Source organism: Chloroflexota bacterium (assembly GCA_016197225.1).
Taxonomy (GTDB): domain Bacteria; phylum Chloroflexota; class Anaerolineae; order Anaerolineales; family VGOW01; genus VGOW01.
Genome location: JACPWC010000055.1, coordinates 1 through 14,605 on the forward strand (window position 1 = coordinate 1; position 14,605 = coordinate 14,605).

Annotated in this window: 13 protein-coding genes; 1 reads left to right on the top strand and 12 read right to left on the bottom strand. The window is 57.3% G+C overall.

The features are described 5' to 3' along the window. Positions 1 to 118: 118 nt before the first annotated feature. The 4 genes from HYZ49_08655 to HYZ49_08670 all read right to left on the bottom strand — a co-directional run bounded on the left by HYZ49_08655 (position 119) and on the right by HYZ49_08670 (position 2,655). Positions 119 to 415 carry a hypothetical protein gene (locus HYZ49_08655; GenBank protein MBI3242348.1) on the bottom strand — a complete coding sequence of 99 codons (297 nt, stop codon included), beginning with the start codon at positions 413 to 415 and terminating at the stop codon, positions 119 to 121. A gap of 7 nt (positions 416 to 422) precedes the next feature. Next, entirely contained in the window at positions 423 to 764 is a 342-nt protein-coding gene (locus HYZ49_08660) for a hypothetical protein (GenBank protein ID MBI3242349.1), read from the bottom strand. Positions 765 to 969: 205 nt separating this feature from the next. After that, a complete protein-coding gene (locus HYZ49_08665; GenBank protein MBI3242350.1) occupies positions 970 to 1,761 on the bottom strand; it encodes a hypothetical protein in 792 nt (263 codons plus the stop codon). 189 nt (positions 1,762 to 1,950) lie between these two features. After that, positions 1,951 to 2,655 (bottom strand): DUF4386 domain-containing protein, encoded by a 705-nt coding sequence (locus HYZ49_08670; GenBank protein ID MBI3242351.1) that lies wholly within the window; start codon positions 2,653 to 2,655, stop codon positions 1,951 to 1,953. A gap of 350 nt (positions 2,656 to 3,005) precedes the next feature. Between HYZ49_08670 and HYZ49_08675 the strand changes: the two genes are divergently transcribed. Next, complete coding sequence (locus HYZ49_08675; GenBank protein ID MBI3242352.1) at positions 3,006 to 3,998, top strand: integron integrase; 993 nt, start codon at positions 3,006 to 3,008, stop codon at positions 3,996 to 3,998. 2 nt (positions 3,999 to 4,000) lie between these two features. On the opposite strand, the gene rodA is transcribed toward HYZ49_08675, so the two are convergent. The 8 genes from rodA to mreC all read right to left on the bottom strand — a co-directional run bounded on the left by rodA (position 4,001) and on the right by mreC (position 14,563). After that, entirely contained in the window at positions 4,001 to 5,116 is a 1,116-nt protein-coding gene (rodA, locus tag HYZ49_08680) for a rod shape-determining protein RodA (GenBank protein MBI3242353.1), read from the bottom strand. A gap of 69 nt (positions 5,117 to 5,185) precedes the next feature. Further along, positions 5,186 to 5,452, bottom strand: a complete 267-nt coding sequence (minE, locus tag HYZ49_08685) for a cell division topological specificity factor MinE (protein MBI3242354.1) — start codon at positions 5,450 to 5,452, stop codon at positions 5,186 to 5,188. A 1-nt stretch (position 5,453) separates the two neighbouring features. Continuing rightward, positions 5,454 to 6,254, bottom strand: coding sequence for a septum site-determining protein MinD (minD, locus tag HYZ49_08690; protein MBI3242355.1), 801 nt, complete (start codon positions 6,252 to 6,254; stop codon positions 5,454 to 5,456). Positions 6,255 to 6,349: 95 nt separating this feature from the next. Further along, a complete protein-coding gene (gene minC / locus HYZ49_08695; GenBank protein MBI3242356.1) occupies positions 6,350 to 7,039 on the bottom strand; it encodes a septum site-determining protein MinC in 690 nt (229 codons plus the stop codon). A 100-nt stretch (positions 7,040 to 7,139) separates the two neighbouring features. Then, positions 7,140 to 10,175: a DUF2723 domain-containing protein gene (locus HYZ49_08700; GenBank protein ID MBI3242357.1), complete on the bottom strand. Its 3,036-nt coding sequence runs from the start codon at positions 10,173 to 10,175 to the stop codon at positions 7,140 to 7,142. Beyond that, on the bottom strand, positions 10,138 to 12,306 hold the full coding sequence (gene mrdA, locus HYZ49_08705) for a penicillin-binding protein 2 (protein MBI3242358.1): 2,169 nt from the start codon (positions 12,304 to 12,306) through the stop codon (positions 10,138 to 10,140). The genes HYZ49_08700 and mrdA overlap by 38 nt, the downstream gene beginning before the upstream one ends. After that, complete coding sequence (gene mreD, locus HYZ49_08710) at positions 12,303 to 12,812, bottom strand: rod shape-determining protein MreD (protein MBI3242359.1); 510 nt, start codon at positions 12,810 to 12,812, stop codon at positions 12,303 to 12,305. Before mreD ends, mrdA begins: the two co-directional genes overlap by 4 nt. A 71-nt stretch (positions 12,813 to 12,883) precedes the next feature. Next, positions 12,884 to 14,563 (bottom strand): rod shape-determining protein MreC, encoded by a 1,680-nt coding sequence (mreC, locus tag HYZ49_08715; GenBank protein MBI3242360.1) that lies wholly within the window; start codon positions 14,561 to 14,563, stop codon positions 12,884 to 12,886. Positions 14,564 to 14,605: the final 42 nt, after the last annotated feature.

Consider the following 14,605-nt stretch of genomic DNA (forward strand, 5'->3'; position numbering starts at 1 on the left):
GGGGGAGAAAGGAGCATCTATCGCCTGATACCTGACTGAATTTTTCTCGCCTCTTGCCAAATCTTTTCACACCCGGAGACTCATTTGCTAGCGGATCAGTTTGCCGAATTCTGATCGATCAGTTGACGTGAGGGTTGACAGTTGCCAAATCCATCATCAATGAATATGTCCCTATATCCTCATAAGGCGTTGGCAAAAGAGCATTTCCGCTTTCAATCAGTTTACGCAAAGAGCCCACATCATCTGATAATTCTTCAGGTGACACGGTTTCCTTTGCCAATTCCACATACTCTTCTACACCCTCAGGTGTGAATTGGCCCTGAACTGATTGGAGAATTGACCTAGCAAAACTATCTTGAGAATAGATGCTCTCTTGTAGAGCGTTTAGAAGCGAAATTGCTTTCTGGGACGGCATTCGCTTGTCACCCGTTTTCGTTCCGGCGTTTCACTATCGTAAACTCTAGACCCGTCTGCCCGCCGAGAGAGCCTTTTGCAAGCGAAACTAACGAGACTTCGCCTGATGAGTTCACACTGAGGGTGAATTTGATTTCACTGACTTCTAACTTGTCTGACTCAAGCGGGGCATTGGATAGTATATGTAGAATTTCTTCCAGAATCTCGTCTATGCTTTTCTTTAGTGAGTCCCTGCCGACATCTACGGCTACTTGAAGGGCTTTGTCTATTCCGAGTCCGGGTAGCGCCCCCTTTACTTCCAAGTTGCTAAAATCATCGGTCAATACTCTGATTGTATCTTTCTGTGACATAGGGTCATCTCCTTAAGTATGGACGTTACCAACGATAAGTAGCGTCTGGATTGCACTCGGCGTCAGCGGCCTAACGGCCGGCTTCACCCGCTGGCGCGGCTGTCGCACGAATGCTCGCAGGCGATGATACTTCGCCCGCTCGATTGCCCTGAGGCGCGGGGCGGCAGCGCCAGTCGGGTGGAAGCCCGTGTTGGGCAGCCCTTTTTTAGTTTCCGCGTGCAACTTTCATCAATATGATGTGAGTAATGTCAAAGTAAACCGAGACGCTCCATTTGAATGAACCGCCATTTTGTGGGTTTTGCGCATTACCGCTGTAGATAAATACCTGCTTCTCAGCCAAAAAGCCGAGGAACTTAGTTTCTATACCCAGAGATTGGAGCCAAGCCGAGAAGGCTTGAGCGACATCGTTAGAAGATTCCGCTATACCGATGCCCTTAGTAATAAGGCTATTCTCCTTTTTCGCCTGATTGAGGAGTTGCTCGAACGTGGAATTCTCCTGGAGAAGATTCTTCCAAGCGTAGAGATCTATCTGTTCGGCTGTTGCTTGGTCTAGGGGGATTGCCGCCGAAGTAAACGAGTAGACTCGCTTGATTCGGCCTGCCTGCGAATCCAATATATCAGACTTATTGAAGATCTCAAAGGGCACTTCGAAGCACTCGCCGCTGATCACTGTGACAGGTTCTACTAATCCGTTGATAAGCATTACCAGCGTGGTTCCAGAAGGAGGATAAAACGTGCATGCACGGTTACGAAAGATACTCTCTGGAATAATGACTATAAGATTTCGGTTGCGTAACTGCATGTCGTTCTGTTGATCAGAAGCTGTGTAGCCTAATTGCGTGATGTTCTTCTTTGGGACGCCCTGACTACGGGCCAGGAGCTCTGCCACAAGACCCGCGACCCTGCCGTCGCGCACCACCACAATCTTGAGAGTCTTGGCATCTTCCCCGACTACGAGTCGCGACACTTGTGCGGCGATGTTAGCTTCTGTGTACATGTTTTCTCCTCCTGCTCATCTTATCGAGGCCCGCTGGCCGCCCAACGGTTTGCGTTACCTGCGTGTGGGCGGGCGTGGATTCTGTTTGGGAGCAGAGAAAACTCGAAGCCAGAAAAATGCTTGAAAACCGCGCAGAATCCCACACGTCAGGTGCACGCTTTGTTAGGCGGTTTTTTATACTGGCAATATTTATTTGGTTGAAATAACCGTTGTATTGAAGCCTTTGGCAAACAACCAAATTGGCATAATAATTATTTCCCAAATTGCAACAGGAACAGCCAATATTGATCCTGGACCGCCAGGTGTGGGATCAAGAATACCAAATAAACCAATTATGGCGGCGGGCAACAACAGGGCATATCCAATAAAGCCGAATACGGAAATAAATCGCGGAACGAGTTTTGTTTGATACAACAGTGATGTAAGAATAACACCGCCCAAACCGAGGAAAATTAATTGCAAGAGGTTCAGGAACCAATTTTCTGCCTGTTTTAGTACCGAGCCTATTGCTTGAAACGATGCAACATTCATTGCGCCTGACTTGATGAACTCTTGGCTTAACGGTATGAGTAACATGGCAAAGAATACTCCAACAATCATTAATATGGACTCAAATATTCTCATGCTCAAATATCCAAGAGCCATGCTTTCACTTTGCTTCTTTAAAATCGGAAACATCAGCAGTCCGATAAATACAATACCAATATCATTAATCATCCAACCGAGCATTCCGCTTGTTATGATTGCGCTTTTAGGAAAAACCGTTGTCAGATAATCTGGCGCATTTATAATGGGGTTGATAAGGATGGCGCCGCCTATTGCGCCAATGGCTGTGATAATCCACAGAGAAGCCACCAATATTTCCGTTCTACGATAGGACATATTAGAATTCATTTTTACTTACTACTCCTTTTTTTGGGGGTGATATTAATTAGTTTTGATTTGAAAAACCGCCAAAACCAATTGATCTACGACAGCATACCCTAAAAGTTGCAACCGCCTAACATATAGTCGGCGGAATTATTCCGTATATTACGCAAACATCTTATACGGATTAATGTTGAGGTAAAATAGGCCCCTGGAGAGCGTTTCCCGGAAATTTTCCGTATAAGCCCCCTTATCGGCCCATTTTACGGAAAAGGATTTCCGCTTTTTGTCCCTGCCTTCAGGGATGTTTGGCGGAACTGCCCTCCATCGCCAAACTGCAAACATTCTACTTCTTTTCCCAAAGAGCGCAATCACCTATGACCACCATCAACCAGCAACCACAACAGCCGCCGCAAAAGAAACCGCTCCTCGAACAAATGCGCGACGCCTTGCGCGCCCGCCACTACTCGATCCGCACCGAAACCAGCTACGTGGATTGGGCCAAACGCTTTATCCTCTTTCACCACAAACGCCACCCTGAGACGATGGGCGCTCCCGAAATCAACGCTTTCCTTACCCACCTGGCCGTCGAGCAAAACGTCGCCGCTTCCACCCAAACCCAGGCCCTCAGCGCCATCCTTTTCCTTTATCGCGGCGTGCTCCATCTGGACATTGACGAGCCGCTTGACATCGTCCGCGCCAAAAAGCCCGAACGCCTGCCGGTTGTGCTTGCTAAAGACGAGGTCCAAGCTATTCTTCGCCAGATGTCCGGCGATCACCAACTCATGGCCAAACTGCTTTATGGGAGCGGCCTGCGTCTGATGGAATGTTTGCGTTTGCGAGTCAAGGACTTGGACTTTGCCCAACATCAAATTATAGTGCGCGAAGGCAAAGGGATGAAAGACCGGGTCACCATGTTGCCCGACCAATTGCGTGAACCGCTTCAGGCGCACCTGGCGCGAGTCAAACAACTCCATCAGAACGACCTGGAAAAAGGCTATGGAGTTGTCTACCTGCCTTTTGCTTTGGAGCGCAAGTATCCCAATGCCAACAAAGAGTGGCACTGGCAATACGTCTTCCCCTCCGACCGTCTCTCGCCCGACCCGCGCTCTCCTGAAATCATCCGCCGTCACCACGTGGACGAGAGTGGCTTGCAAAAGGCCGTGCGTCAGGCCACCCGGCAAGCCGGAATTCTGAAACCGGTTGGTCCCCACACCTTCCGGCACAGCTTCGCGACGCACTTGCTAGAGTCGGGATACGACATTCGTACAGTCCAAGAACTGCTCGGCCACGCCGATGTCAGGACAACGATGATCTACACCCACGTCCTCAATCGCGGCGGCCTCGCCGTCAAAAGCCCGCTCGACTGATCTCAATACTCAATCAGCTTCCGCCGCAGGGCCACGCTCTCAACCAGGCCGATGGCAAACATGAAGGTCAGGAGTGAACTGCCGCCGTAACTCACGAAGGGCAGGGGCAGGCCAGTGACGGGCAGGAGGCTCATGTTCATGCCGATGTTGAAGACCGATTGATAAAACAACATGGCCGCCACCCCGTAGCAGATCAACCCGCCGAACGGGTCGGGCGTCATTCGGGCCACCCGCAGGATTCTGAAGATGATCAGGAACATCACCAGAATCACCAGCATTGCGCCGATGAAGCCGAACTCGGCGGAAAGGGCCGAGAAGATGAAGTCGGTGTGGCGCACTTTGAGGAAGCGCAGGTTCACCTGTGAAGCGTGGTTGTAGCCCTCGCCAAACCAGCCGCCACTGCCAATGCTGATCAGAGCCTGGCGGATGTTGTAGTAAGCCGGGTCGTCGGTGGCCGGGCTGATGAATTGGATGATGCGTAGCTTCTGGTAGTCGGCCAGGGCCAGCCAGGCCAGGGGCGCCATAATAATGCCGGCCCCGACGAAGCCGGCGATGTGTTGCCATTTGAGGCCGGCAGCGAAGATCAGCGCCAGCCAGATTACGCCAATGATGATGGCCGTGCTCAAGTCGGGTTGGAGGATGACCAGGGCCGCCGGAATGCCGGAGTAGACCGCCGAGTAGATCACCCACTTGAATTCTTTGATCCGTTCGCGGTTGCGGCTGAAGTAGTCGGCTGTCCACAAAATGGTGCCGATCTTGGCCAACTCGGACGGTTGGATGAAGAACAGGCCAAAGAAGTCTACCCAGCGTTGCGCGCCGTGAAAGACTTCGCCCACAATGAAGACCCAGGCCAGGGCGGCCAGGATGAAAAAGTAGAGCAGGCGCGCCAGCGATTGCCAGTAACGGTAGTCAATGGCGGCGGCCACAAAAGCCACCACCAGGCCGATGAGGCCCCAGCGAATTTGCACGAACGGCAGGTCGGCCAGTTCCGGGCTTTCAAAGGTGGCCGAGCGAATCATGGCCACGCCAAAGATGGTGAGCAGGGCCACCAGCGCCAGTAGAAGAATATCGAAATGCTGCCACAGTTGGCGGCGTTGGGTTTGCAGAATTGCAGTCATGTGAGGAGACGACAGACTAAGGACGATAGACGAAAGCGTTCGTCCTTCGTCTGTCGTCCGTCGTCTGTGTTAACGGCGGCGGCGGGGAGACTTGAGGAGCGGGATGTCGGCCACCAGCCGGTTCTCGTGGTCTTCCTGGGTCAGCTTGATGTCCACCCCGGCCCGGTCAATATCCACGTGCTTGGAGATGACGGCGATGATGTCGTCCTTGATCAGTTCGATGACGGCGGGCGAGACGTCGGTGCGGTCGTAGTTAAGCACCAGCTTGAGCCGGTCTTTGGCAATGTCCTTGCTGGCGGGCGCCCGCCCGGTGAGGCGATTGAAAAAGTTATTCATGTCAGCCTCCTGGCCGGATCAGTTTGCCCAGCCGGGCCAGGAAACCGTCCTGCTTGTCCAAATCCATAAACGGCACTTGCTCGCCCTTGAGCCGCCGGGCGATGTTGCGGAAAGCCTGCCCGGCCCGCGACTTCTCGTCCAGGGCCACCGGCGCGCCCCGGTTGCTGCCGACCACGATCTGCTCGTCTTCGGGAACCACGCCGATTAGATCAATCGCCAGCACGTCCAGCACGTCGTCAATGCTCAACATATCGCCGCGCTTCACCATGTCCGGCTTGAGGCGGTTGATGATGAGCGACGGTGGGCCTTTTAGCTCGCTCTCCACCAGGCCGATGATGCGGTCAGCGTCGCGCACCGCCGAGACTTCGGGGTTGGTGACGATGAGCACTTTGTCGCTGGGGGCCAGGGCGTTGCGAAAGCCGCGCTCGATCCCGGCCGGCGAGTCGAGCATGATGAAGTCGAAGTCGGGCTTCAACTCGTCGCACACCCGCACCATGTCCGACGGGCTAACGGCCGACTTGTCGCGAGTCTGGGCGGCAGGGATGAGGTAGAGGTGGGGCAGGCGCTTATCGCGGATCATGGCTTGCTTGAGCTTGGCCGCGCCCTCCACCACGTGGACGATGTCGTAGACGATCCGATTCTCCAGGCCCATCACCACGTCCAAATTTCGCAGGCCAATGTCGGCGTCGAGGCAGATCACTCTCGCGCCGCTGGCGGCCAAAGCCACGGCCAGGTTGGCGGTGGCGGTGGTCTTGCCCACGCCACCCTTCCCGGACGTTATCGTAATCACAGTTGCGCTCATTCGTTGCTCCAAAGGATGAAGGATGAATTGCGAAGGATGAATTGCGAAGGATGAATTGCGAAGCGTTTTCATCCTTCATCCCGCTTCGCGTGCCTTCATCCTTTCTCATTCGGCTTCCATCGCTCGGCCACAATCTGTCCGTTTCGCACGCGGGCGGTTTCGGGTTCGGGCTTGCCGCGCCGCTTGGGCGAGGTGGCAATGGCCTCGCCAATTCGCAGTTGGGTAGGGGCCAGGTCAAGGGCGCAAATCACCGCTTCGGTGTCCCCTTCCGCTCCGGCCTGCACCGTGCCGCGCACGCGCCCCCAGACGATGATGTTGCCGCCGGCCACCACTTCGGCCCCGGCGTTCACGTCGCCCACCACCACCACGTGTCCCGGAAAGCGCACCGACTTGCCGGATCGTAAGGTGTGTTGAATCAGAATAGCCTGACTTCCATCTTCGACCGGGCTAATCTCTGGAAGTTCCGGCGGCGCGCTGGCGGCCGCCGGTTTGGGGAGGCTGGTCTCTAAACCCAAAGCCTTCGCCGCATTCTCGGTCAGCGCCGACTCGGACAACACCGCCCACAAATTGATCTTCAGATCGGCCAAGTCGTTGCGAAGCTTGCCCAGGTCTGCGGCGCCGACCGCCCGGCTGTTCAACTGCAGAACCAGGCGCGCGCCCTGAAAGAACTCGCCGCCCTCGCCGAGTTTGGTGAGCAGGATTTGCGCCGCCTCACGCCACTCGCCGTCGCCCACGTTGACCAACAGGCCTTCTTTGATGCCTTTGATCACAACCGGAACCGTCATGGCCGATGATTATAGAATGGCAAATGCCAAATGGCAAATGACGAAACAGCCGAAGGACGGCAGACGATTGACAACAGAAACCGCCGTCAATCGTCCGTCGTCATTTTATCGTCAGCCCGCCGATCAAAAACCTGTCGTCAATCGCCACGCCGTTCCGGTCTAGCACCGAGAGGCGGTCGAGGGTCGCCAGCAAATACCAGCCGGCCTCAACTTGATACGCGCCGGGCGGCGCATCGTCAGGCACGCGCACTTCAAAGCGGTCGGCGATTGTTTCATTCACCGGCCACTGCGAAGTGGGCCGCGTGCCCTGCACCGGCCACATATCCACCTGCCCGTGAACAATCCCGTCCGGGCCGAGCAAATGAATGAAGACGGTGTAATCAGACTCCATCGGCCTCAGCCCGCGCCAGGTGGCGGTGACGATGACGGTCTGGCCGGGTGAGGCAAGCGGCGTTTCGATCTTGAGCGACTCCAGCGCGATCTGATCCTCGAAGTTGACGGCTTCGGCGGCCAGTGGCGACCCTTCGATCTTAAGTTCAGCCGCCTTGCACGTGGGCGACGATCCTGACCACCAACCGCATTCTGCCGTCTGGGCCTCAAGCTTGATCCACAACGAATGTTCGCCCGCCGCGGCTGGCGCGTTGAAAACGGCGCGGGTTTCAACGATCTGCGAAGGAGCGTGAAGGGCCGGGTTCAGTTGAATCCGGGCCGACGAAGAACAAAGCTCATCCAAACACAAGTCGGCTGTAACCGGGTCGCCGAGGTTGGGCGGCAGAAGCCAATAAAGCGTTGCCTTAATGGTCGAGCCGGGCGCGGCGGTTGCGGGCGCGTCAACGCCCATCAGCCAGACGCCGTTCGCAAAGCGAATGCGAAGCGGGTGAGCAATGCGCGGCGGCGAGGCAGGCGGCTGCAAGGTGACGTCCGCAAGCGTGGCCCAGTCGCCCAGCCCGCGCTCGCTGAACGGCGGGAAGAGGCCGACCTGCAAAGAATAGTCGCCGGGTTCAAGCGCCGGGTCGAGGGTGAGGTTGTGAAAGTCGGCGACAACGTCGGCCAGCGGCCAGGCGGCGGTCGGGTACATTTGATTCACCGGCACGTTTGCCGGGCTGATGAAGCGAGTCTCGCCGTTCGAGTCGAGCAGGCGAAAGACGACGCGGTAGTTGCCGGGCGGCGGCTGAAGGGCCTGCCAGTAAAGAGTAATCAGTAAAGATTGATCGGTGGGGGCAGTTGCGGCGTCGAGTTGGAAACCGCGCAGACGAATGATGTCCTCGAAATCTTGCTCGACGGGCGAGAATGATTCTGGGAGTTGGCTGGGTTCCAGTTTGACTTCGGTAAGCGGGCCGGTGGCGCGCAAGTAGTAGGCGTCGGCCAGGCGAGGCAGGTAGCGGCCAAGATAAACGGTTTGGCCGTTGGCGATCCGGGACTCGAGTTCGGCGCGGTAAGTGTCTTCGTTTGGCAAAACGACGATGTCCAAATCGGGCCGGACGCCTTCGGCTACTTGCAAATAGTAAAGCGGGGCGATGAGTTCGCTGTCGGCCAGTATCGCCGCATTCTCTTTGAGCGGCTGGCTGAGAATGTATTGGCCCAGCCGGTACTCGCGCCAGTCGCCGGATTGATCCACGAGGGGCAGGTTGGTCCAGATGAGGGAAGCGGGAAGAATGAAGAATACAGAATATCCAATACTCAATACCCAATACTTTGTGTCTTCGTGTCTTCGTGTCTTTATGATTATGAACTGCCCAATATCAAGGATGGCCTGGATTCCACACGCGATCCAGACGGCTTGCACGAAATGAGCAGGCAGTAGAAGCGAGGAGTAATCGGGGTCGGGGACGTAGAACGAGAGGCCGAAGAAGGCGAAGGCGGCCCAGGCGGCCAGGGTGACGAGCGCGGCAGACGGTTGACGGCGAAACAAGGCGGCTAACCCGACGAGGGCCGTCATTGCGCCCGGCCAGCCAAATTGATCCAGCGCCTTGCGTCCGAGGATCGCGTAACGGCTCAGGTCGGCGTACCAGGCGTTTAGCCTCAGCGCGCCCTGCGCTTCCTGTCCGGTGATGAAATGCCGGAAGAGTTCCCAGGTCATGACTTCGCCGTTGTTGACGGCGGGCCAGCGGAGGGGAAGGTAGAGGTAGAGGCTGAGGCCAAGCAAGAAAAAGAATATAGAAGTCAGAAGTAAGAAGACAGAATGACGAAAGACGGCTTCGCGTGACGAAGGACGAAGATGAGGGGCAAGGGCAATAAGCAAAGCCGGGGCCAGGAGGACGGTTGTTAGATGGTTCGTTAGCGACAGGCCGAATACAAATGCCGTCAGACGAAGAATCTTCTGACTTCTGACTCCTGACTCCTGACTCCTGAGCGAGAGCCACAATAGCAAACCGATGAGCGCCATGTGCAAGGTATACACTTCGGCCTCGACGGCGCGCGACCATAGGCCGATGGAGGCGGCCAGGCTGAGGGCGGCGATCCAGGCGGCGGGGCGAGAGGCGTTGAGGGCGCGAGCGACGGCGTAGACCATAAGAGTCGCGGCCACGCCAAAGGCGGCAGACGAGAGGTTGATGCGAAAGGCCGTCGTGCCCGGAATCGGCAGAAGGCTGAAGAGCTTGGCGAGGAGAAGGTAGAGCGGGTAGCCACTGCCATGCGAGATTCCGAGGCGGATGGCGTTGACTTGAAATTCGAAGGTGTCGGCTTCGCCGACGGCAGGGGCGAGGGTACGGAGGTAGAGAGCCGAGGTGATGAGAGTGAGACTGAAGAGATAAAGTTTATTGAGGGTTGGGTAGTTAGATAGTTGGGTGGTTAGGAAGATTGCCAACGCCCCGCCCAGGCCGCCGAGGATGAGAACCCAGTCGCGGAGCGGGTTGGTGGTTGGGTGGAAAATAAAGAAGGCGGAGAGGGCTAGAGGAAGAAGTATGAATGCGTTGCGGGAAAGTGAAAGGGAAAAGGAGGGAAAGGCAAGGAAAACGACGAGGGCAATGCTAATGAGGAGACCAGCCGGCCAGCGCAGGCCGCCGAAGAGGGTGGGAAAGGAGTCGAACAGGGCGCGGGAGACGGCCAGACCGAAGAGGCCGACGCAGGTCGCGGCCAGGAGCCGCTCCCACGAAATCCTACTGCCCACGCGAAACGTCAACGGCTTTGAGTTCAAAATAGGCTTGCAGAACCTGCTGCACCACCGGCCCGGCTACCAGCGAGCCTTCGCCGCCGTTGTAGATGAAGGCGACGACGGCGATCTCCGGGTTGTCGGCCGGGGCGTAGCCCACAAACCAGGCGTGGGTGGGCCAGCGGCCAAACTTGCACAAGTTCTTTTTTTGGGCGATGTTGTCGCAGTATTCGGCAGTGCCGCTCTTGCCTGCGAACTGCACCGTTTGAATCTGAACCGGGCCGCCGTCTTCGCCGCCGCTTTTCAGTTCAATCCGATCCAGGTCTTTGCCGGTGCCGTCCACCACCACTTTTTCCATGCCGCGCCGCACAATATCAATCGTCTCTTGTGAGACGGGCACGCGATCAATCTCCGGCGTTTCGGGGTCGCCGTCGCGGTAATTCACCTGGGCCGGGCTGAGGACGTAACGAATGTCGGGCGAGCCGGAGTCCACAAAGCTGCCTTCGGAGTCGAGGGCGACGTTGACGACTCTGCCCTCGCCGTCCACGACTTGTTTGAGGAGGGTGGGTTTGATGAGGAAGCCGTTGTTGAGGAAGGGGGTGACGGAATCGAGCACTTGCAAGGGCGTGGCCAGAACGTAGCCCTGGCCGATGGCGGCGATGTAGGTGTCGCCGGTTGACCAGTTTTCGCCAATGTTGATCCGTTTGTAGTCGCGGTTGGGAATCAGGCCGCGCAGTTCGTAAGGCAATTCAATGTCCGTCAGCCGGTTGTAACCGAAGGCGTTGGCGTACTTGTAAATGCCCTCAATGTCCAGCCCGGCGATGTTGTCCGGCGCGTAGCCGCCGCCGATCTTGTAAAAGTACACACTGCACGATTCGGCGATGGCGGTGATCATGTCAACGTCGCCGTGGCCGTCTTTTTTCCAGCAGACCACTTCTCTGGCCTGGCCAGGGTCGTTGGGAAAGTAGCGGTTCTCGATGACGATTTTGCCGGGATCGAACAGTTTGCGGTTAGGGTCAACGATGCCCTCTTGCAGAGCGCCCGCCGCCGGGACGAGTTTGAACACCGAGCCGGGGGCGTGCCGCCCGCTGACGGCCTGGTTGAGAAGCGGGTTGGTTGGATCGTTCTTTAGCTGGGTGTAGTAATCGAACGGGATGAAGCGGGCAAACTTCTGGTTGTCGTAGGTGGGCCACGAGACCATAGCCAGAATTTCGCCCGTCTTCGGATTCATGGCAACGACGACGCCGTTCTGCGATTTGGTGCTGTTAGCCCGCAGGTTGATGTCGTTGATCATGCGGGTGAGGGCGGCCTGGGCGGCGGCCTGCAAACGCACGTCGAGGGTGAGATAGAGGTTGTTGCCTGCCACCGGGTTGACGGGTTCCCCGATGGTGCGAAGCTCCAGCCCGGCGGCGTCCTCTTCAATAAACTTGAAGCCGTTCTTGCCAGCCAGGATCGGTTGCATCCAGGCTTCGATCCCGGAATAGCCAATTTTGTCACGCGAGGCGTCAAAGCCCAGCGCTTCGTATTGGTCCTTCACTTCTTTGGTGATTGGCCCCATGTAACCGACTATGTGGGCGGTGAGCGGGCCGGTGGGATAGTCGCGCAAGGGCGCTACTTCCACGCCCACGCCGGGCAGGGAGCGCAGTTGTTCGCGAATGACGAAGGCCGCGTCCTGCGGCACGTCTCTGGCAATGCGAATCGGGTTATACGGGAAGCCCTCGTTTTCGGCCACTAAATCGGCGATGCCTTTTTGAGGCTGCGCCTCGCCGCCAGCCGCGCCGGCGTCGAGCGGCGGGGTGTTAACCGGCACGCCGGTAAGTTTGGAGAGGCGCTGATAAATAGCCTGCAAGCGAATTTCGTCATCGGGCAGGTAGGCGGGGGTGATGGTGATGTTGTAGGACGGAACGTTGCTGGCCAGCGGCACGCCGTTGCGGTCAAAGATCACGCCGCGCGCGGCAGGAATGTTGATCTTGTCTTCGCGGTTGTCACGCGCCGAATCGTCGAACTCATCGCCGCGAACGCCTTGCAGGAAAACCAGCCGCCCGCCGAGAATAAAGATCGCGGCTACGATTGCCAGATAGAAGGGAACGAAGCGAAACGGGCTGAGCGGCGCTTTCGCCGGGTCGCCGGCTTTGCCGTCCGGTTCACGGTTGGGAATTTGCAGGGATGTTTTCATGAGTCGATTTCCACTTGAGGCGAAGACACTTGCGCCACCAGCCGCTTGGTCGCCTGATACACCGGCAACATCAGCAACAGATTCAAAATGGTGGACGGCAGGGTCACCAGGGCCAGCGTGTCGGCAAAATTCACCGGGTGATTGGTAAGGGCCAGCACCGACAAGTATAGCAAGTGATAGAGAATCGTGCCGACGATGCTGGCCAACACAGCCACAATCCAGTTAGCCTGATAAAACCGGCCTTCGCTGAAGGCGATGATCAAGCTAAGGGTAGTGAGGCTGAAGGCGCTCGCCCCCAGTGGCCCGCCCGACAGCACATCGGCCAGCAGGCCGCCGATGAAGGCCCAGAGGGGGCCGTCGTTTTCTCGTTGAACCAGATTCCAGGCCAGCACCACCACCAGCATCAGGTCGAAGCCGCCGCCCAGAATCCGAAAACGAGTGAGAATGGCTGACTGGAGGATGGCGATGAAAGCCAGAAGCGGAACGGCGATGAAGAGACTGCGCATGAACAGAAGGCAGAAGGTAGAAGGCAGAAGGCAGTCAAAGTTCTCAACTGCTTACTGCCTTCTGCTTACTGTTACGGAGCGGGCGTGGCGGTGCCAAGCAGCGGGACAATATCCGGCTTGTCGAAGTCGGTGATGATCAACACGACCTCCAGCCGCTGGAAATCAACCGCCGAGGTAATGTCGGCTTCCTGGAAAACATCCTGAGTTCGTTTGCGAACTGAGGCCACCTGGCCCACGACGATGCCGGGCGGGAACTGACTGCCCAGGCCGGAGGTCAGCGCCAGTTCGCCGGGCTGGAGATCAACGTCCACTGGAATAAAGTTCAGGCGCAGTTCGCCCGATTGCTGGCCGGTGACTACGCCTTCGGTGCGTGAGTTTTGCAGGCGCACGTTCACTGCCGCCGAGGCGTCGGTGATGAGCAGGACTTTGCTGGCGTTGGCCGTCACTTCAGTGACCGTGCCCACCAGGCCCCGGTCGGTGACGACGATCATGTCGCGCCCTACGCCGTCGCCCGCGCCCTGGTTGAGCAGAACGTAGCTCAGGAACAGGCTTTCGTCGCGCCCCACCACATCGGCGGCCAGATAAGACCGGCCGGGGTTGTCCCGGGCGTAGTCGAGCAATGCCGAGACCACTCCAAGCTGGGCCTGGGCTTCGCGCAGTTGGGCGTTCTCGCCTGTTAGCTGGGCCACTTGTTGCTCAAGCTCGGCGTTGCGGGCGCGCAGGGCTTCGAGGTCGGACGGGGCGTTGAGGGTGTTATAGATGTTGTTGAAGACGCCGGCCACGAAGGTTTGGATAGGAGCCAGCGGGGCCAGCAGGCCGCTCTCCAAAGAGTTCAACATGCCGCGTTGCCCCATGACGATGATAGCGATGCTGAGGGCACCGGTTTCCATCAGGTCGGCGATGATTTCGGGCGGGGTTTCGTCTATGGTTTCCTTGAGCGAGTCGATGATGGTTTGCACCGAACCCGATAGTGCTTCGCGAACTTCGATGGACGAGACTTCGACGGACTCGGGCAAGCCGCTCACCAGGTTGCGCCCGCGCAGGGTGATCGTCTTTTCTTCGCGCAGAGGGTAGGCCGAGCCGACGGTGACTTTGACCCGTTCGGCCATGCGCTCGCCGATGAGCAGGTTGTATTTGTTGCGGGCGTAGGTGATGATGTCGGTGTCCATCTCGTCGCCGGCCACGCGCAGGGAGCGGCTGACGACGATGCCGCCCATCGAAAAGACGGCTACTTCGGTGGTGCCGCCGCCGATGTCCACTACCATTGTTCCCCGGGCCTCACCGACGGGCAACCCGGCGCCGAGCGCGGCGGCCATCGGTTCTTCAATCAAGTACGATTCGCGCGCTCCGGCGGCAACAGCGGCGTCGTACACCGCCCGTTTTTCCACTTCCGTCACGCCTGACGGAATCCCAATCACCACCCGGGGGCGGGGGATAGGCACAATACTTTGCTCGTGGGCTTTGGCGATGAAATATTCGAGCATGGCCTGAGTGATTTCAAATTCCGAGATGACGCCGTCGCGAATAGGCCGGACGGCGACGATGTTGGCCGGGGTGCGGCCCGCCAGTTCTTTGGCTTCGGCGCCAATGGCCAGCGGGCGGCGGGTCTTTTTATCAATGGCTACCCAACTTGGCTCGTTGATGACAATACCCTTGTTACGAACATAAACCAACGTGTTGGCGGTGCCCAGGTCAATGCCAATATCGAGCGAAAACAGGCCTAAAAGCCAGTTAAGTGGACTTGGTGGCAAGAGTTCTCTCCGTTGTTTCCGTTACAATCTGGTTTCAACTAA